This is a genomic window from Algoriphagus confluentis (assembly GCF_036245625.1).
In the GTDB taxonomy this organism is placed as follows: domain Bacteria; phylum Bacteroidota; class Bacteroidia; order Cytophagales; family Cyclobacteriaceae; genus Algoriphagus; species Algoriphagus confluentis.
Window position 1 is genome coordinate 268,419 of the sequence record NZ_BTPD01000007.1, and the last position, 18,885, is coordinate 287,303.

Below are 18,885 nucleotides of genomic sequence, written 5' to 3' on the forward strand. Positions count from 1 at the left end.
CTCATGTCAAGACCTCTTATTCTCGTCTCCAATGACGATGGGATCACTTCCAAAGGGATCCGTGTCCTAGTTTCCGTAATGAAAAAACTGGGTGACGTCGTCGTGGTGGCACCGGACAGTCCCCAATCGGGAATGGGACATGCTATTACTATCGGAGAGACACTCAGATTGTATGAAGAAGAAATCTTTGAAGATGTTTTGGCTTACAAGTCAAGTGGTACCCCTGCTGACTGTGTGAAGTTGGCTAAGCACTATGTACTGAAAGACCGGAGTCCTGACCTCGTGGTAAGTGGAATCAATCATGGATCGAATACCTCCATTTCGGTGCTTTATTCAGGAACCATGTCAGCAGCCATAGAAGGAGCTCTTGAGGGCTATCCCTCGATTGGATTCAGCCTTTGTGACTTTTCTTCCAAAGCTGATTTTTCTCATGTCGAAGAATGGGTGGAAAAGATCGCAAAACAAGTTTTGGAAAAAGGTATAGCCAAAGGAGTGGCCTTGAATGTCAATTTTCCTCCCAAAAGAAATGAATCGATCAGGGGGATAAAGCTATGCCGACAGGCAGATGCCAAATGGCAAGAAGAGTTCTCAGAGCGATTTGACCCCACTGGAAGGAAGTATTTCTGGATGGCGGGAAACTTCGTTAATTTCGACAAGGGAGAAGACAACGACGAATGGGCCATTGCCAACAACTACATCTCTATTGTACCTTGCCACTATGACCTAACGGCTTATCATGCTATTTCTCAGATCAATAAAGATTGGGACTGGAGTCAATTCTAAGCTTAGTTCCAACAGGCCTTTTGCAATTGATGGATAAACTTTTCCCGAATCTTGCTATTTTGCGCACGCAATAGCATCAACCCGCTCCAGTGAAGTTTACTTTCTTTTTTTTCCTGTCAATTCTGACCTTCTTCAGTGCGCCTGTATTGGGACAAAATGGAGACAGGGAGGCTTTGCTTGCTCAGTTGAAGGGCAAGGGGAGGTATGATTTTCTCAATGAGAATGCAACACTGATGAGAGAATCGGAGCAAGATTTGGCTATTCGATACTCTCTGGAGGCAGATTCATTGGCAAGCTTGGTCGATGATTTCTCCGCCAAGAGCAGGGCTTTGGAGAATTTGGGTTGGATTTACTACCGAAGAGGACAATGGCAGAAATCTTTTGATCATTCCACCAAAGCCTATGATTATGCGCTATTGGCAGAAGACAAGCTTCAGGCAGCCCGAATCATGAACAACCTTGGAGCGCTGTACTACGAGCAGCAAAATTACGATAAGGCCATTGAGCAGTTTCGCAAAGGGTTTGAATTGGCTGTTGAGGTAAAGGATATCAGCACTCAGATCAGAAGCTTGAATAACATTGCCCTGAATTTTACACAAAGTGGCAGGCAGGATTCGGCTTTGCACTATGCCAAACGGTCCATTGCAATCAATGAAAGTGCAGGTAGTCCTTATTTGCTCTCCTTTGCCAACCGGGTGATTGGGGATGTGTATATGGCAAAAGGGAAATATGATACCGCCACTACCATTTATGAGACCTCTCTGGAAATGGCTAGGGTCCAGCAAGTCAAATCCTTTGAAGCGGGTGTATTGCATCGATTGGGAAATGCCTATTTCTTAAACGGAGAAATCAATAAAGCTACAGCGTTATTGAACTATGCGGTTGATTTTTGCAGAGAAAATCAATTTTTGGACGAATTGACGAAAAGTCACAAATATTTGGCTGAGGTGTACCAAGCCAAAGGAAATATCAATCAGGCCTATTTTCATCTTTCTGCATATCAGACCTTGAGTGACTCTCTGATCAGCAAGGCAGGCCGGGACAGATTGGCTTTGATGCAGGGAATGTTCGACCAGGATTTGGCCACCAAGCAGGTCGAACTTTTAAAGGCACAAAATGAAAGTCAGAAGTATCGAATCCATGCGAACAACAGATACATGTTGATTGGAGGAATTGCCTCTTTGATGATTCTGATTTTAGGTGTGTGGATGTTTATCCTTCACCGAAATTTGAAAAAGACCCATACTGATTTATTAATCCAGCAACAGAAATCTGAATCACAAAATTTAGAGTTGGAGTCCAAGTCCAGGGAGCTTTCCCAGATCAACGAAACAAAAAACAAGCTCTTTTCCATTTTGGGACATGACCTGAAAGGCCCAATCGGCCAAGTCAAATCTGTCATGGACCTGATGATGCGAAGGCAACTGGACCAGGAAGAGTTTATGGAGCTCTTAAGCTACCTCAAAAATGACATTGATACGGTAGATTTTACACTGAACAATACGCTTAAGTGGTCCGTGGCTCAATTAGAAGGTTTTGAAATCAAATCTGTGGAGTTTGATTTGAATCCGATTATTCAAAACGTCCTCGCTCTGCTCCAGTATTCAATCAAAAAGAAAAACTTGGTCATATTCAATCAGACCGGAGCTAACATTTCTGTTTACGGAGAACCTGAATCCGTGGAAGTTTCCATCAGGAATATCATTAGCAACGCGATAAAATTTTCCAACCCGGGAGATGCAATTACTATTTACACAGAAAAAGATAGGGGCTGGGTCAATCTGTATATTTTGGATCAGGGAGTCGGAATAGAAAAGACGCAACTGGAAAAACTACTCTCGGAAAACTACACCTTGACCAAATCCCAGCCTGGTACTCAAAAAGAAAAAGGCTCGGGACTCGGCCTCCAGCTCGTAAAAGAATTCATCAAAAGGAACAACGGAGAGATCTCCATAGAAAGCCAATTGGGTCACGGCACGAAAGTTTGTATAAAGCTGCCAGTCCCACTACTCCAAGAAGTCGATTCCGTTGGCCAGAAGAAACTCGTTTAGGTGAATTTTTTTTGTCAAAATTCCAAAATGAATCATTTTCTCCTGAATTTTTTCCATTTGGGAAAGGCTGATTATCGGTTTTTGGCACCATTGGGTTTGCGAGAGCCAGGAATCCACATCCTGCTGATCCAATTGGTATTCCTTAGAAAGTACTTCGTTTAGCTTTTCCAAAGCTGATATTTCTCCCACCAGATTGTAAACTTCATTCCTTACCTTTTCCGCAATCCCGGGGAATTGGATCCGGCAATTTTCTGAAGTAGCCATAACAAAACAGGGCCAAGGGCTTTCCACCTCACCTATTCTTTTCATAGTGTTTTTTTTCACCTCTGGAGAAGTGGTGTATTTTTCCCAAAGAAATAGTCCCTCGTTTCCAGCAGAAAAAGCTGCTTTAGCCCCATCCAAATTGCCAATCTGCTCATAAGTTAAGGTTGCTGGATTCCACTTGGCTTGTTCAGCAAGGACTTTTGCCATCAAATGAGACCCAGAGCCCAGCCGGCTGATCAAGAAATGAGGATCTTGTATTTCAGAAAGAGTCTGAAACTGAAAATCAGGCTTTACATGGATTCCCCACACCAAAGGGCTAAGCACATGAATTCCCACCATGCTGATCGGATTACCCCCCTGAACCTCCGTAAAGAAGCTCTCCGTGAGTAAAAGAGCCATTTCCACTTCTTCCTCCCGAAGATATTTGCTCATTTGGCCCGATCCTTTGGATTCTTCGGTCCATTGGATATGGATACCTTCCGATTCCAAGGGTTGCCTTTGAGCTAAAAGTCGAAAAGGAAAATTAAAGTGTTCGGGTACTCCAACAATTCGGAATGTCTTCATGGAAGTAAAAGTAAAAAGCCGGTTTCGAAAAACCGGCTTTTGCAATTTACAATTCAATAAATTTCTTCAATCGTGCGTCGCTTTTGGATCGGTGATAAAAAGATTGCACAATCCTGCCAGAATAAGCAGCGTTCCTGCCAGTAGCATGGTATTGATCACAGCCTCTCCAAAGATCAATTTGTAAAGAAAATTGACTCCACCCAAGGCCGCCACAATTTGGGGAATCACAATGAACATGTTGAAGATCCCCATATATACGCCCATTTTCTTGGGATTGACCGAACTGGAAAGCATGGCATAGGGCATGGATAGAATGCTTGCCCATGCGATTCCTACCAAAGAGAAGCAAATATGCAGCATCCAAGGCTCATCGATAAAGTAAATCAGAATAAAGCCAAAGCCACCTGCTATGAGACTCAGCAAATGAAGTAGGCGCCGGTTGATTTTTATTTTTGAAGCCACAAATGCCAAAATGAGTGCATAAAACATAGAAACCAAGCCATAGGTGCCCAGGTAATTTCCCACACTGTCTGCGGCATCATTGTAGGCTGCCGAACTGGTATCTGTGGCTCCAAAGACATGCTCGGTAATGGCCGGAGTGGCAAAACTCCACATGGTAAAGAAGGCAAACCAAGAAAAAAACTGAACCAGACCCAGCTGCTTCATTACTTTGGGCATGCTGGAGATGTTGGTGAAGATCTCCTTGAAGCCGTGTAAAAAGCCTGTATTGGCAGCTTTTTCCTTTTCAAACTCCTCCAAATCCTCCGGTGGATACTCTTCTGTGGTCAGAATGGTGTAGAGAATGGAGGTAAACAAAACTAAAGCCCCGATTCCAAACGCATACTTGACCGAATCTGGAACTACTCCTGCCGCGGCAGTATTGGGTACTCCCAATTGGGTCATCAGCCAAGGTAAGTTGGAAGCTACCCAAGTGCCGATGCCGATAATCAGAGTCTGGACCACAAAGCCGTAAGACCGTTGGGAATCAGGAAGCTTGTCTGCCACCAATGCACGGAAAGGCTCCATAGAGATATTGATGGAAGCATCCAGAATCCACAAGGCTCCTGCAGCCATCCAAAGGGCAGAAGAGTAGGGGGCAAAAAATAAAGCCACAGTACTAAGTACCGCACCGATGAAGAAAAAGGGTTTTCTACGACCAAATTTGGGATGCCAAGTCCGATCGCTCAGATACCCCACTATAGGCTGAACCAAGAGACCAGTCAATGGGGCTGCTATCCAAAGGAAAGGGATGGTGTCCTTGTCTGCACCGAGTGTTTGGAAGATTCGGGACATAAAGCCTCCTTGCAAGGCAAATCCAAACTGAATTCCCAGAAATCCAAAACTCATGTTCCAGATTTGCCAAAAACTCAGGCGTTTTTTGTGTTCGGTCATTTGGGTGGTTGGTGGGATAGGATTAGGTGAGTCCGGTAATTTCGAAGGAATCAGAAAGATGATCCAGTTCCAAATACGGAAGCTGTTTGATCTCAAAGTAAGGATGGTGGTGTTCAGGAAGAGGGTCAAATTCCGTCAATCTGGACAAAAAGGCATAGTTTTTTTTCTGGAGAGAGTGCTGCTCACCGGACAGCTCCACTGAGGTGGATTTGAAGCCATGGAAAAAAACCCGAAGGCGTTTGAACTCACTGGGAAATGTCCCTTCTGCTGAGGAGAACGTCAGTTTTCCCTTTCCTGGATCAAAAGAAATAGTTCTGGAGAAATACTCCCCATTCTGATAGGCATATCCTTCCCCCTCGTCTTCATAATGGAAATAGTTCGATCCCGAAGATCCATGATAGACATGGAGTTCCAAAACCCCGTCATGCGCTTCACCGCTGTGTTCTATTTGAGACTGCATGGCAAAGACACTTCCTCCCTGAACGTACACAGGGAGGTAATTCAATGGGCAATCCTGATAAATCGTCTGCTCACCGAGATGCTGCTTATCGGAATAGAGGTAGTACCAATCCCCTTGAGGAAGAAGGACTTTCGTGATTTCTTTGTTGCTTTCTACCGGTGCTACCAAAAAAGAATCGCAAAATAGATATTGGTTTTGGAATGCTGAATGAAAGATTTTCTCATCCTGAGCAAACTGCACTGCCAAGCTTTCTGCCAGGGGTAGACCAGTTTTTGAACTCAAGTAGAACTTGCTGTAGATAGTGGGTAAGAGTCTGTATCTCAGCTTCATGTAATTTCTACTGATTTCTTCTGTTTCCTCTCCGAAAGCCCAAGGCTCTGCATCATTGCTGTTGATCATGGAGTGGGCTCGGTAAAAGGGTGAAAAAGCTCCAATACTCATCCAGCGGGCAAACAAGGACTGGGTGGCTTCACCGGCAAATCCTCCCACGTCATATCCTGCAAAAGATACCCCACTCATTCCCAAGCTATTGACCAAACGGATACCCGCCATCATGTGCTCTTCAGAGGCCACATTATCTCCAGTCCAAGCGGCTGCATAACGCTGGATTCCTGCAAAACCGGATCGGGTAAGGACAAACGGTCTTTTTGCCGGGTTTTGAAAAAGACTTCCTTCCTGGGCGCTCCTTGCCATTTGCATTCCGTATACATTGCGGGCTTCCCGGTGGGAAGTAGTCCTTCCTTCAAAGGCAAATTCGATCAAATTGGGAGTGAATTGGCCCCAAGAGGCAGGTTCATTCATGTCTGTCCAGAAGCCATCTACCCCTGCTTCGGTATAGAAGGCCATCTTTTCAGCCCACCACTTTCGGGTTTCTTCTAAAGTGAAATCCGGAAAGGCACACCAGCCTGGCCATACTTGGGCTTCATAGGTTTTTCCGTCTGGATATTTGACAAAAAGGTCTTTTTCCAAGCCTTCATCGTAAGGCAAATACCCCTTTTCAGTTTTTATCCCTGGGTCCATAATGACTACCACTTTAAATCCCTTGGCTTTGAGGGCTGCAATCATGGATTTTGGATCTGAGAATTTTACTCCGTCAAAAGTAAATACCTTATACGCCTCCATGTGGTGGATATCCAGGTAGATTACATCGGCAGGCATTTTTTTGTCTCTGAATCCTTGAGCTACTGCATACACTTCCGAATCCGGATAGTAGGAATAGCGACACTGCTGAAATCCCAAGGCCCATTTTGGAGGCAATTGCATCCTTCCTGTGAGCTCGGTATAAGATTGGATGATTCCCTTAATATCCGATTGATAAATGAAGTAATAGTCTAAGTCTCCATCTTCGGCACTGAAATAGACGAAACGGTTGGTGGAGGCTCCAAAATTGAATACGCTTTTGTGCGTATTATCCAAAAATATCCCGTAAGCCCCATTATCATGGGTGCCTATATAAAATGGGATACTCATGTATAGCGGATCATCACCTACCCCGTAAGCAAAATAATCGGTGTTCCAGTGCGTGTAGGCTTTCCCTGAACGATCCAGATTCCCTGTCTTTTCACCTAGTCCGACAAACTTCTCATTTTTTTGTACTTGCTTGTAGCAGGTGACTTCTGACCCAATCCAAGACACAGACAAGGGATCATCTTCATTGAGCAAAGTACCTTCTGTAGTGAAGAAACCCAATTGGAAGGATTCAAGATTGACCTTGATCTGAAGTAAAGGGGTGTGGATTTCCAGCGAATGCTCATGCTCAACCAAGCTGAACTCTGGAGCAGAAGGTTGAGCGACTACCGAGTAGGGATTGGAATGAAACTGCTCAAATCGACTGATCTGCACCCGGACAATACCCGGTTGGTAAATCGTCAGTCTAAATTGAGCCTGATCATTTCTTCCCTCAAGTTGGGAATTTTCCAGATTCCAATCCAATACTGGACCAAAAGGTTGACTGCGTACAGATTTTCTTGATGTACTGAGAGAGCGTAAGGTGCTGGACATGGGTAAAAGCCTAAAATACCTAAAGAAACCTTGCTAAAATAGAAAGTAAAAACTAGGATAAAAATCAACCATCGAAGAAGGAAATACCCATTTAAACGATGCAAACGCCCAAATTGAAAAGATTTGGCCTATTCAAACGTTTGCAATTTTCCCTTTAAATTCTTTAAAAAAAATCAATTCACTCACCGAACCGATGATTTTCTGACCAAAAGCTCGGTATCCAGCATGACAGAATCCAAGAATTCCTCAGAGGATTTCTTCTTTTCTACGAGATCCAAAAGGATTTCGGTAGCGGTTGCTCCCATTTTGAAACCAGGCTGGGCCACAGAGGACAGGGTAGGGTCGATCATGGAGCAGAATTGCCAATTGCTAAATCCCACAATTCCGATATCCTCTGGCACCCGCATTCCAGCAGCCTTGCAGGCAAGCATGGCTCCTACTGCCGCCATGTCATTATTGGCAAAAAAAGCATCTGGAGTTTCACTAAAGGTCCTGAGAATTTCAGCGGTGATTTTTTGACCTTCATCATCTGTGCCTTGTGTGCACTCTACGACCCACTGAGGATTATAGTCAATTCCATGATCTTGAAGGGCGTTTCTGTAGCCCCTGTGCCGCTCCTGTGCTATTTTCAGGTTGGAAGGTCCTGCCAGGTGGACAATGCGTCGGTATCCCTGCTGCAGGAGGTGTTTAGTAGCTTCATAGGCCCCACTATAGTCATCCACAACCACGTTTACGGTGTTTTCTATATTGGGTATCCGATCAAAAAAGACAATGGGAAAACCCTTATCCAGGAGATTTTTAAAATGATCAAAATCTGTGGTTTCCTTAGAAAAACTAACCAAAATACCATCAATCTGATTATCCATCATGGTTTGGACACTGGACTTCTCCCTGGCAATCATCTCATTGGTTTGGGTGAGGATGACTTTGTACCCTCTGGAGTAGGCGACTTCCTCAATTCCGCTGATTACCGTGGAGAAAAAGAAATGAACCACTTCAGGAATAATGACCCCAATGGTAAATGATCGACTTTTTCTCAGAGAAAGCGCTATGGCGTTGGGACGGTAATTCATCTTTTCGGCCAATTCCTTGACTTTTCTCTTGGTCTCATCACTTATGCCCGGATAGTCTTTTAGTGCCCTGGATACCGTAGAAGAGGAGACATTCAGTTCTCTGGCTATATCCTTGATGGTAGCTTGTTCTAATTTCATAAAAAATTGTACTTTTTGGTGTTTTGGGTTTCTTGATCCTATTCTGCCCCTAAGTTGGGTTTTCGCAATCGATTTAATGGTATTTTTCTCAAAATAGAAAAAATAAAAGAATCGTTTCCAAAAAACTTGATGAATGCAATCGATACCGCAAACGTCTGCATAAAAAAAAAATTAGTAGATGGATTTTCACCTATTGCAAGTTCTCGAGTCAGAATTTAAATTCTCGCATTGATTTCGAAAACAAACTTACAAGAGGTCTTCGGTGAAGTTCAACTTTGGCTTTTCGGAATACAAAATGGTATTATTCAAAGTAAAACAATCAAACTCAGAATTATGAAAGTAGCTAGACAATTAAGTTGGGTAGTTGCAGTAATCCCAATGCTTTGGGCTTGTGACAACTATGAATTCCCACCTGTGATTCCACAGACAGGTGCTCAATTGACCGATCCGGCAGGAGGATCTTCACTTATTCTTGAAAAAGAAGGCGCCGATGAAGCGGTGATTTCTTTCACTGTATCTGCTGCGGATTTTGGTGCTGAAGGAGAGGTTACCAACACCTTGCAGATGGATCTTCCGGGTGCGAATTTTGCAGCTGCAGTCAACTTGGGAGAATCCAAATCCAATATCATCGAGGTAAATGTGGCTGAACTTAACGAAGCGATTCTTGCCAAAGGTTTGGCTGCAGAAGTTGCCGCCAATGTGGAATTCAGAGTTCGCTCTTCCATCAATCTTCCCTTGAGCCCGATTTTCGGGGAAACATCCACTCTTTCCGTCACTCCATACGATGCCACTACCACTTTTCCGGTGATGTATGTGCCGGGAGACTATCAGGGTTGGGATCCTACCAATGAAATGACAGTGATCTACTCTGAGAATTTTGACAACAAGTTCAAAGGGATTGTGCACATCATTGGTGGTACCAGAGAGTTCAAAGTCAATGAGACCAACAGTTGGGATATCAATTATGGAGATGATGGAGGAAATGGCACCCTGGACTTGAATGGTCAAAACCTCAAAGTAAACGCTGATGGGTCTTACGAACTCAACGTGGATCTGACTGCAAAAACCTACACCATCGGTCCAGTAAGAAGATGGGGAATCGTGGGTGATGCCACAGCTGGAGGCTGGGATACCGACACTCCGATGAATGTATTTGACAAGGCCACCAATCAGCTGAAAATCACTGCTGATCTGAAAGTGGGAGCTTTCAAATTCAGGGCTAACAACAACTGGGATTTTAATTATGGCGGATCCAATGGTGAGTTGGAAGCCGGTGGTGACAATATTGCTATCGGTGAAGCTGGAAACTACACCATCACGCTTTATTTCGGACCAGAAGGAATTGCTACCTATACATTAACCAAAAACTAATTTAAGTTTAGGTATTAATCACGCTTACTCATAACTTATGACCGGCTTTTGGATCCTAGAATCTGAAAGCCGGTTATTTATTCCAATCCCAACCATGAAATCTTTCTATTCCTTCATTTTTAGCAGCTTTTTTCTTCTGTTTTTCACAGGAAGTCTACTTGCTCAGGTTTCCACAGAGCCAGCAGTCCCCAATGCAGGAGCTTCAGTAAAAATTATTTACGACGCTACCCAAGGAACTTCCGGACTGAGAGATTGCAATTGCGATGTCTACATCCATATCGGTGCAGTGACAGGAGGTCCAGCTTCTACTACTTGGACCATTGTTCCCTTTCAGTGGGGTACAGCTAATCCGGATGCAAAAATGGAAAGGGTAGAAGGTCAGGCTAATCTATACACTTACGAATTGACTCCGAATGAATTTTTTGACAACCCTAACGGGTTGACGATATACCGCTTAGGCATGGTTTTCCGAAATGCGGATGGGACTAGGGAAGGAAAAAACAGTACCAATGGAGATATTTTTGTGGACTTGGCTCAGGGGTTTTCTGTGGCCTTTACCAATCCCAACTCCTCAAATTTGGCGCTGAATGTCGGAGAATCCTTTGAATTTAAAGCGGCTTCAACCGAGGCTGCAGACTTGAGTTTTGAATTAGATGGAGTCAAAGTGGCTGAGGCCAAAAACGCTGATGAGATTGCCTATACCTTTTCAGCTACTGCTCCTGGAAATTATCAGTTGACAGCCAAAGCAGTAAAAGGAGATCAATCCGATACGGAATCTGTCAATATTGTAGTTTTCGCTCCTTCAGCCACCGCCCCATTACCTGCTGGGTCTCGACTTGGAATAAACTACCTCTCGGATACTGAAGTTATTTTAGCCCTTCAGGCACCAGGAAAGAATATCGTCCATGTGATCGGTGATTTCAATGACTGGCAAATCCGAAATGAGTATCAAATGAAAGTCACTCCTGATGGAGAGATTTTTTGGCTGAAACTGGAGAATCTGGTGCCGAAAAAAGAATACATTTTTCAATATCTGGTAGACGGAACTATCCGAATTGGGGATCCATACGCTGATAAAACCTCAGATCCATTCAATGATCAGGAGATCATTGATCAAGGTAGATATCCGGGATTAATGCCTTATCCGGCAGGCAAAACCGAGTTTCAGGCTACTTATCTTCAAACGGCTCAGGACAAGTATGCTTGGAAAAACCTAAACTATGATCGTCCTGCTCCGGAAGAACTGGTCGTGTATGAGCTGCTTGTAAGGGATTTTGACGAAAGGAGAACCTACAATGCCGTAATTGACCGATTGGATTATCTGGAGGATTTGGGAATCAATGCCATCGAGCTGATGCCAATTGGAGAGTTTGAAGGGAACCTTTCTTGGGGATACAACCCATCCTTCTTTTTCGCTCCGGACAAATACTACGGAACCAAAAATGACCTCAAGCGACTCATCGATGAAGCTCATGGGCGAGGAATGGTGGTGATTTTGGATATGGTGTTGAACCACGCCTTTGGTCAAAATCCCATGGTTCGACTCTATAATGATGGGGATTATGGCGCACCTACACCTGATAATCCATGGTTCAACAGAGAAGCGACTCACCCCTTCAATGTGGGCTATGACTTCAATCACGAAAGTACCTACACCAAGGCCTTTGTCGATTCGGTAAATAATTATTGGCTGACCGAATACAAATTTGACGGATTCCGGTTTGACTTGTCTAAAGGCTTCACTCAAGTCAATAGTGGCAGTAATGTAGGGATATGGTCCCAATATGACCCAAGCCGGGTGGCTATTTGGAAAAATATTTACGACCGCATCAAAGCCAATCATCCGGAGGCCTATGTCATTTTGGAGCACTTGTCGGATAATTCTGAGGAAACAGAACTGGCAAATTACGGGATGATGTTTTGGGGAAATATGAACGGAACCTCCCGGAATCTGGCCAAAGGCTCCAATGACAATATGGAGTGGGCTTATTACAAACAAAGGGGCTGGAATAGAAGCAATCTGATAGCTTATCAGGAGTCTCACGACGAAGAAAGAGTCATGTGGGAATCCTTGAGCTTTGGAAATACCAGCCCGATCAACCTCCGGGTTTTGGAAAATGCGGTCAATAGGAATCAGATCATGACTGCTTTCTATTTTGCGATTCCTGGGCCGAAAATGCTCTGGCAGTTTGGTGAGTTTGGATATGACCTCGAGCTGAATAATGACCGATTGGGAATCAAACCTACCCGATGGAACTATCTGGATGATCCGGAAAGACAGCGCTTATATAAGCTGTATCGAGAAATGATCAAGCTGAAAAAGACCTATCCGGTGTTTAACAATCCAACTCAGGCAAGCCTTAATCTTGGTCCAACTCTAAAACAGATCTATCTGGATCATCCGGAAATGGATGTGTTTCTGTTTGGGAATTTTGACGGAGTGACTGTAGGAAATGCGCAGATCCAGTTTCCAAAACAAGGGAAATGGTACAACTATTTCACCGGCGAAGAGCTGAATGTAACCACACCTCAGGTGACTCTTGGGCTAAGGCCGAATGAGTTTTACCTCTTTACCGATCAGCCGCTTCCAAAGCCGGAAGAGGGAATTTTGCAAGAGGATTTTGTGACTTCAGTTCCGGAGCCAATTACCAATGGGGATTTTAAAATTTATCCTGTTCCATCTCAAAATTCGATTACCGTGGAGCTGCCCAAAGACATGATACAGGCCAATTACCGTGTGGTGGATATGGCCGGAAGGGTTCTTTTTGATGGACAAACCTCCCCGAATGAGCGTATTTTAGACTTTGATCTAAAGGGAATTAAGGCAGGGATTTATATCTTTGAGGCGTTTGATACCAAACGCGTGTTGCACAAACGCTTCATAAAAAATTAACCTAACCTATCTCAAATTATGAAATTTAAGCCTGGAGTAAAGTTCGGGAATGAGCTAAGAGACCTTTATGCTTATGCTAAAGAGAACGAATTCGCTTTTCCAGCTGTCAATGTAATCGGCACCAACTCAGTCAATGCCGTATTGGAAACAGCGAAAAAGGTAAACTCTCCCGTCATTATTCAATTTTCTAACGGAGGCGCTCAGTTTTTTGCAGGAAAAAGCCTTCCCAATGACAAGCAGCAGGCAAGTATTGCCGGTGGAATCTCCGGGGCTCACCACGTGCACCAAATGGCTGAAGCCTATGGTGTGCCGGTGATTTTGCATACGGACCATGCTGCTTTGAAACTATTGCCTTGGATTGATGGACTTTTGGAAGCCGGTCAGGCTTACTATGCTACCCATAAAAAGCCTTTGTTCAGCTCGCATATGCTTGACTTATCTGAAGAGCCTTTGCACGAAAACGTGGAGATTTCCTGCAAGTACTTCGAGAAGTTGGCCAAATTGGAAATGGCGATCGAGATCGAACTTGGGGTGACTGGCGGAGAAGAAGACGGAGTGGACAATTCCGACGTGGACTCCTCCAAGCTTTACACTCAGCCTGAGGAAGTAGCCTATGCCTACGAGCATCTGAAGAAAATCAGTGATCTGTTCACCATTGCGGCCGCTTTTGGAAATGTACACGGGGTGTACAAACCGGGAAATGTGAGCTTGAAGCCGATTATTCTGAAAAACTCTCAAGAGTATATCAACAAGAACTTTGGCACCACCGGAAAGCCTTTGAATTTTGTATTCCATGGTGGTTCTGGTTCATCTGTCGAGGAAATCCGTGAGGCGAATAGCTACGGCTCCATCAAGATGAATATCGATACCGATATGCAGTGGGCTACTTGGGAAGGAATTCTCAATTATTACAAGAAAAATGAAGGCTATCTTCAAAGCCAATTGGGTAATCCTGAAGGACCAGATTCTCCAAATAAGAAGTACTATGATCCAAGAGCTTGGCTTAGAAAAGGTGAAGAGAACTTCGTGAAGAGACTGGAGTTGGCTTTTGATATGCTCAATGCGATCAATAGAAACTAATCAATCTTAGAATTCTGTGAAAAAGTCACTTGCTACAAGTGACTTTTTCTTTTACTCATCTTACTATGAAAAAACCCTTATTAACCCTTTCTCTCTTGAGTCTAACAGCACTTTTTGCCTGCGAAAAAAAGGAAGCTCCAGAAGTCAAAAATTACTGGCCTCAGGCTGGTGTCACCTATGAGATTTTTGTTCAGTCCTTTTACGATTCCAACGGAGACGGAATCGGTGATTTCAATGGAGTTACTCAAAAGCTGGATTATGTGAAGGACTTAGGGGCCAATGCCATTTGGTTTATGCCGATTATGCCTTCTCCGACCTATCACAAGTATGATGTGACAGACTACAAAGCGGTACATCCGGACTATGGCACGATGGATGATTTTAAAAGGCTATTGGAAGAGGCCCACAAGCGGGATATCAAGATCGTGATTGACATGATTATCAACCATACCTCTACCGAGCATCCTTGGTTTCAGGAGAGTAAATCAGGAAGAAACAATCCTTACCGGGATTACTATGTATGGGCACAAAAGGACACGATTGCTGCTTTCTTGGACAAAAAAGTCATTACCCTTGATTCAGACAACATTCGACAGTGGCACGATTCGGGACTGGGTGAAGATTACTATTATGGGTTTTTCTGGGGAGGAATGCCCGATCTGAATTTTGACAATCCCAAGGTTCGTGAAGAGATTTATGACATCGGCCGATTTTGGCTGGAAGAAGTGGGCGTGGATGGATTCAGGCTGGATGCAGCCAAGCATATTTTCCCGGATGATCGTCCGCTGGATAATCATGAGTTTTGGAAAGAGTTCCGGTCAAAAATGGAGGCCATCAAGCCGGATGTGTATTTGGTAGGAGAGGTGTATGACAAAAAGGAGATTGTGGCTCCTTACCTTCCCGGACTTCCGGCCCTGTTTAATTTTGACTTTCACTATACGCTCATTGAAGCCTTAAACACGGAAAACGGGACGCTGTTGGCCGAAAAGCAAAAGGAGGTTTTGGATTTTTATCAGGGGATTACTCCAAGCTTTATTGATGCAACCTTCTCCTCCAATCATGATCAGCCACGCCTGCTCAATGACCTAAAATCCGACCCTGCCAAATACAAACAAGCAAGTGCCATCCTACTTACCATGCCCGGTGCTCCTTATTTGTATTATGGGGAAGAAATCGGAATGTTGGGACTGAAGCCGGATGAGCACATTCGTGAGCCTTTTCTTTGGGATTCCAAGGAGAAAGACACCGGTCGTGCAAGTTGGATTGAGTCCAAGTATTCCATAGATGAAACCGTAACTCCTCTTGCTTTGCAGCTGAACGATTCCAAAAGCTATTTCAATCACTACAAGGAATTGATTGGGCTTCGGAATTCTCACCCAGCTTTGGCTTTGGGTCAGCTGGAACTTCCGGAGTCCGGTTTTGCACCCAGCGTAATGGCCTATTTCCGAAAAACAGCTGGACAGGAGATTTTTGTAGTGCACAATCTGGGCAAAGAGCAAGTTGGGATTACTTTGCCTGAAGGGTACAAGGAGGTGATTTTTGGATTGGGAGATGGAGTAAATGTATCCGGAAAGCTGACTCTCGGAGCGAATGCTTCTAGGGTCTACTTGAAGTAGAATATCAACATAAAAAAAAGAGGCTTTTGCCTCTTTTTTTTATGTTGATAGGATATTAGCGACTCTCAAGTCCTCCTCATCCACTTCTTTGTCTCCAACGACCGCCTTTACTATCGGAGTGTAGACCAATTTGTTATTGATTAAGCCTGCCATCACATCGTACTTGCCTTGCATTAATCCTTCGACAGCTGCCACACCTAGCTTGGATGCAAGAAGCCGATCAAAGGAGGTGGGAGACCCACCCCTTTGCAAGTGACCCAAAATGGTCACCTTGATGTCGTAGTAGGGAAGGTGTTTCTTGACCTTATCGGCAATTTCCTGGGCAGAACCACTCTTTCCCCCTTCAGCAACGATCACAATATTGGAGGTTTTTCGAGCCTTGGTTCGTGATTTTAGCTTTTCCACCAGAGCCTCTACCGGAGTTTTTCGCTCAGGGATCAAGATAGAAGCCGCAGCACTTCCAATACCTGCATTGATTGCAATAAATCCAGCATCTCTGCCCATTACTTCTACAAAGAACAGTCGATCATGGGAAGTAGCAGTATCTCTGATTTTATCAATGGCCTCGATCGCTGTGTTACAAGCCGTATCAAATCCAATCGTGGAATCTGTACCAGAGAGGTCATTGTCGATGGTGCCAGGAAGCCCTACTGCAGGTATTCCGTATTCCTGATAGAACAAATGTGCACCAGTCAGGGAACCGTCACCTCCGATTACCACCAAGGCATCGATCCCATGACTTTTCAGATTTTCGTAAGCCTTTTTTCTGCCTTCCTTGGTTCGGAATTCATCGCTTCTGGCTGACTTGAGGAAAGTTCCTCCCCGCTCCAAAACATGGGTGATATTCTTGGAATCCAGCTTTTTGATATCGTTTTGGATCATCCCTTCGTAGCCTCGGTAGATCCCGTACATTTCCAATCCGTAATAAAATCCTGCTCTGACGGCAGCACGAATAGCGGCATTCATCCCCGGAGCATCACCTCCTGAAGTCAGAACGCCTATCTTTTTTATACTTTTAAGTTCCATAGGTTTGTGTTAAGGCTTTAAACATCAGCTCTGCTGAAGCAGGGTTTGTGGCCAAAGGGATATTGTGTACATCACATATCCGCATGAGCATCTGAACATCAGGTTCATGGGGGTGCTTATCCAAGGGATCACGGAAAAAGATCACTGCGGCCAACTGCTTTTCTGCTGCCATGGCGGCGATTTGGGCATCCCCGCCCATTGGTCCGGAAAGGAGTCGATTTACTTCAAATCCTGCCTTTTCGATGTGCTTTCCAGTGGTGCCCGTAGCTACCAAGTCAATTTCAGCACTATGCAGTGCCTCGCGAAATCCGCTTAAAAAGTGAACCATGTCAGCTTTTTTGCCATCATGGGCAATGAGAGCGATTTTCATAAACAGGGGTAATAGGTACGGGTCAAAGTTAGGGAAAATTCCATTTTTCAATGTTTTCAGAAAAGATTAATGCTTCTTTTCTAATTCCATTTCAAAAGTAAAAATCCAAACAAATTGTTTCCTTATCGATTCTCTCTTGGCCATTCTCCTTTCAAAAAGCTATAATAAATAGTATCCCTACGCCTTCCTAAAATCATTTGGGTATGGCTGCGCAAAATTCCTTCTTCCTTGGCTCCCAGCTTGATCAATGCCTTTCTTGCCGACTGATTCAGCACATCAGTTTTGATCTCCACCCGCTCCAAATCCAAGGTGTCAAAACAATAATCCAACATCAAGCCTTTCATTTCCCGATTGATTCCGCTGCCATGGAATGATTTTCCCAGCCAAGTCCAGCCGATTTCCAATCTACTGTCTCTTGGCGAAAAACTTCCAAATGCAGTGGCTCCGGCTACCCGATTTTTCTCTTTATCCAAAACCACAAATTGAAGTCTTTCCTCTGCAAAATGAGGTTTAGCCCAAGCCTCAAAATCCTCAGGGATACTGAGGTCATGTGTGAAATAGGTCCACATGCTGGCAGGTAAAGTGATTTCCTGAAGCAAAGGAAAGTCCTGCCTGGTCATAGGACGAAGCAGGACTTTTTCATTTTCCAAAATCAAATCGCGGGGTACCATCAGCCCAATACTTCCCTGATTGCCTGATTGTAAAGGGTCACCTCTTCGATCGTCCCGGTGGAGATTCTGCACCAATCGTTGAGTGGAGGGAAAGGGCGTCCGATGACGAATCCTTTTTGAGCCATGGTTTTATTCAGTTCTGCGATGTCTCTGCCCGACTGAAAAAAGACAAAATTGGCATGTGACTCCAAATAGGGCAGCTTTAAGTCGTCCAGAGTTTGAGTGATTAAGGATTTCGCTTCTTTGTTTTTTTGAAGAGAAAACTGATAGAATTCTGAATCCAAAAGAGCCGCTTTGCCTGCCTCGATGGCCATGATGTTGGTGTTGGCTACTACCCTATCCTTGAGTTTCGCTGCTAATTCTGGCCTGGCAATCAGGTATCCCAACCGGATTCCTGCCAAACCATACACTTTGGAAAGGGTGCGGGATACAACTACATCGTGTCCCTTTTTCACCAATTCTACCATTGAGGGATAATTGGGCTCTGTGATGTAGTCGTAGTAGGCTTCATCACTAAACACCACCGCCCGCTTGCTCACCGTCTCGCAGAAGTCTAGGACTCGTTGAGCCGGCAGGAGCTTTCCAGTGGGATTGTTGGGATTGCATAAGAATACCAAGCGGGTTTCATGGGAGACTCTTTTTTCAATTTCCTCCAGATCAAAGTCTAAGTCTTTATCGAGAGGTACCCAATTGATTTCAGTTCCCCAAAGCTCGGCATATTCCATCATCGATAGGAAAGTAGGTGCACAGGTGATGATTTCTCCTCCCCGTCCAAAAGTAATTCCCGCAACTTTCAGCCCTTCGGTAGAGCCGGCCACAGGGACAATGTAGTTTTCCGGGACTCCTTCTTTTTCAGCAATCATCTTGACCAGATTGCCGTTGTAAGACCAGGGATAGCGGCATCCATTTTCGAATGCGCCGATCATCGCCTGCCTCATTTTTTCGGAAGGACCATAAGGATTTTCATTGGAGCCAAGTCGAATAGGGCCGGCCAGAGGCCTTGGGTTAAACTTGCGGATTTCCTCTGCACTTAGAGAGGAGGCAATCCCTGAAGCTCCCAAGAGTGCCAACCCACTTCCCAAAGAGGCTGATTTCAGCCATGCTCTTCTTGATATTTCTTTCATGGTTTTCT

At 44.5% G+C, this 18,885-nt stretch carries 14 protein-coding genes; 6 read left to right on the forward strand and 8 right to left on the reverse strand.

From position 1 onward, the window contains the following. The first annotated feature begins 3 nt into the window (after positions 1-3). Together surE and AAA943_RS12505 are read left to right on the forward strand one after the other, a co-directional pair. Positions 4-783: a 5'/3'-nucleotidase SurE gene (gene surE / locus AAA943_RS12500; RefSeq protein ID WP_338224593.1), complete on the forward strand. Its 780-nt coding sequence runs from the start codon at positions 4-6 to the stop codon at positions 781-783. A gap of 89 nt (positions 784-872) precedes the next feature. Further along, positions 873-2,834, forward strand: a complete 1,962-nt coding sequence (locus tag AAA943_RS12505; protein WP_338224594.1) for a tetratricopeptide repeat-containing sensor histidine kinase — start codon at positions 873-875, stop codon at positions 2,832-2,834. Here the strand turns inward: AAA943_RS12505 and AAA943_RS12510 are convergent. From AAA943_RS12510 to AAA943_RS12525, 4 genes are all read right to left on the reverse strand, one after another. Then, positions 2,790-3,662: a type 2 periplasmic-binding domain-containing protein gene (locus AAA943_RS12510; RefSeq protein ID WP_338224595.1), complete on the reverse strand. Its 873-nt coding sequence runs from the start codon at positions 3,660-3,662 to the stop codon at positions 2,790-2,792. The two genes, AAA943_RS12505 and AAA943_RS12510, sit on opposite strands and share 45 nt — an antisense overlap. 66 nt (positions 3,663-3,728) lie before the next feature. Further along, positions 3,729-5,054, reverse strand: a complete 1,326-nt coding sequence (locus AAA943_RS12515) for an MFS transporter (protein WP_338224596.1) — start codon at positions 5,052-5,054, stop codon at positions 3,729-3,731. Between the two features lie 22 nt (positions 5,055-5,076). After that, positions 5,077-7,515 carry a glycoside hydrolase family 31 protein gene (locus tag AAA943_RS12520; RefSeq protein ID WP_338224597.1) on the reverse strand — a complete coding sequence of 813 codons (2,439 nt, stop codon included), beginning with the start codon at positions 7,513-7,515 and terminating at the stop codon, positions 5,077-5,079. 182 nt (positions 7,516-7,697) lie between these two features. Beyond that, the gene (locus AAA943_RS12525) at positions 7,698-8,726 is read right to left on the reverse strand and encodes a LacI family DNA-binding transcriptional regulator (RefSeq protein ID WP_338224598.1); all 1,029 of its coding nucleotides are present in this window, start codon (positions 8,724-8,726) and stop codon (positions 7,698-7,700) included. A gap of 333 nt (positions 8,727-9,059) precedes the next feature. Between AAA943_RS12525 and AAA943_RS12530 the strand changes: the two genes are divergently transcribed. From AAA943_RS12530 to AAA943_RS12545, 4 genes are all read left to right on the forward strand, one after another. Continuing rightward, entirely contained in the window at positions 9,060-10,097 is a 1,038-nt protein-coding gene (locus AAA943_RS12530) for a SusE domain-containing protein (protein ID WP_338224599.1), read from the forward strand. 94 nt (positions 10,098-10,191) lie between these two features. Next, positions 10,192-12,990 carry an alpha-amylase family glycosyl hydrolase gene (locus AAA943_RS12535; protein WP_338224600.1) on the forward strand — a complete coding sequence of 933 codons (2,799 nt, stop codon included), beginning with the start codon at positions 10,192-10,194 and terminating at the stop codon, positions 12,988-12,990. 18 nt (positions 12,991-13,008) lie between these two features. Next, complete coding sequence (gene fbaA, locus AAA943_RS12540; RefSeq protein WP_338224601.1) at positions 13,009-14,070, forward strand: class II fructose-bisphosphate aldolase; 1,062 nt, start codon at positions 13,009-13,011, stop codon at positions 14,068-14,070. A 65-nt stretch (positions 14,071-14,135) separates the two neighbouring features. Continuing rightward, complete coding sequence (locus AAA943_RS12545; RefSeq protein ID WP_338224602.1) at positions 14,136-15,686, forward strand: alpha-amylase family glycosyl hydrolase; 1,551 nt, start codon at positions 14,136-14,138, stop codon at positions 15,684-15,686. Between the two features lie 39 nt (positions 15,687-15,725). Here AAA943_RS12545 and pfkA read toward each other — a convergent pair whose 3' ends face one another. The 4 genes from pfkA to AAA943_RS12565 all read right to left on the reverse strand — a co-directional run bounded on the left by pfkA (position 15,726) and on the right by AAA943_RS12565 (position 18,877). Beyond that, positions 15,726-16,712 (reverse strand): 6-phosphofructokinase, encoded by a 987-nt coding sequence (gene pfkA / locus AAA943_RS12550; RefSeq protein WP_338224603.1) that lies wholly within the window; start codon positions 16,710-16,712, stop codon positions 15,726-15,728. Continuing rightward, complete coding sequence (locus tag AAA943_RS12555; protein ID WP_338218989.1) at positions 16,702-17,082, reverse strand: methylglyoxal synthase; 381 nt, start codon at positions 17,080-17,082, stop codon at positions 16,702-16,704. The genes pfkA and AAA943_RS12555 overlap by 11 nt, the downstream gene beginning before the upstream one ends. Before the next feature lie 122 nt (positions 17,083-17,204). Continuing rightward, positions 17,205-17,753, reverse strand: coding sequence for a GNAT family N-acetyltransferase (locus tag AAA943_RS12560; RefSeq protein WP_338224604.1), 549 nt, complete (start codon positions 17,751-17,753; stop codon positions 17,205-17,207). Beyond that, positions 17,753-18,877: a pyridoxal phosphate-dependent aminotransferase gene (locus AAA943_RS12565; RefSeq protein ID WP_338224605.1), complete on the reverse strand. Its 1,125-nt coding sequence runs from the start codon at positions 18,875-18,877 to the stop codon at positions 17,753-17,755. Before AAA943_RS12565 ends, AAA943_RS12560 begins: the two co-directional genes overlap by 1 nt. Positions 18,878-18,885: the final 8 nt, after the last annotated feature.